The following is a 1,142-nucleotide window of genomic DNA, read 5'->3' on the forward strand; positions in this document are numbered from 1 at the left end:
TTGTTTTCTCTTCCTACGGGTACTGAGATGTTTCACTTCCCCGCGTTCCCCCCATACACCCTATGTGTTCAGGTGCAGGTGACACCACATGACTGGTGCCAGGTTTCCCCATTCGGACACCCTGGGATCACAGCTTGGTTGACAGCTCCCCCAGGCCTATCGCGGCCTCCCACGTCCTTCATCGGCTCCTGGTGCCAAGGCATCCACCGTTCGCCCTTGACAACTTGACCACAAAGATGCTCGCGTCCACTGTGCAATTCTCAACAAACAACCAACCCACAACCCACAAGCCCCACACCAGCAACCCCACCCCACCCACAGGCAGAACAGAATCCGGTATGCGAGACCAGGCCATGCCTGGCAGACCACCGAGGCAAACGCCTCAGACCAGTCTCCGAAAAAACAACCAGAGGTTGTTCCTTCAGGACCCAACAGGGTGCTTAGCGCTCCCGCCCAGCCGCACCAGGAGGAACCTTTCCCACCACCCAAAAGGTGGCTGTACTAGGTATCCCGGCCGTTGCCGAACAAAAACTCACCAGTGTCTCCGCCATTCGAGCACCCCGACCCGACATACGCAGGTCGCGGGCTCCATACCAGCTTTCACTGGATGGTGCTCCTTAGAAAGGAGGTGATCCAGCCGCACCTTCCGGTACGGCTACCTTGTTACGACTTCGTCCCAATCGCCAGCCCCACCTTCGACGGCTCCCTCCACAAGGGTTGGGCCACCGGCTTCGGGTGTTGCCGACTTTCGTGACGTGACGGGCGGTGTGTACAAGGCCCGGGAACGTATTCACCGCAGCGTTGCTGATCTGCGATTACTAGCGACTCCGACTTCACGGGGTCGAGTTGCAGACCCCGATCCGAACTGAGACCGGCTTTTTGGGATTCGCTCCACCTCACGGTATCGCAACCCATTGTACCGGCCATTGTAGCATGCGTGAAGCCCTGGACATAAGGGGCATGATGACTTGACGTCATCCCCACCTTCCTCCGAGTTGACCCCGGCAGTCTTCGATGAGTCCCCGCCATAACGCGCTGGCAACATCGAACGAGGGTTGCGCTCGTTGCGGGACTTAACCCAACATCTCACGACACGAGCTGACGACAGCCATGCACCACCTGTGACCGCCCCCGAAGGACCT

The 1,142-nt window shown here is 58.9% G+C and carries 2 rRNA genes (both cut by a window edge); both read right to left on the minus strand.

Annotation, left to right across the window (positions count from 1 at the left end):
* Positions 1-230: ribosomal RNA gene (locus JQN83_RS32510) — 23S ribosomal RNA — on the minus strand; it reaches 2,979 nt to the left of the window's first position.
* Between the two features lie 391 nt (positions 231-621).
* A 16S ribosomal RNA gene (locus JQN83_RS32515) occupies positions 622-1,142 on the minus strand; it runs 1,093 nt beyond the window's last position.
* The 16S and 23S rRNA genes sit together here, the layout of an rRNA operon.

It is taken from the genome of Micromonospora antibiotica, from assembly GCF_017599305.1.
Taxonomy (GTDB): Bacteria; Actinomycetota; Actinomycetes; order Mycobacteriales; family Micromonosporaceae; genus Micromonospora; species Micromonospora antibiotica.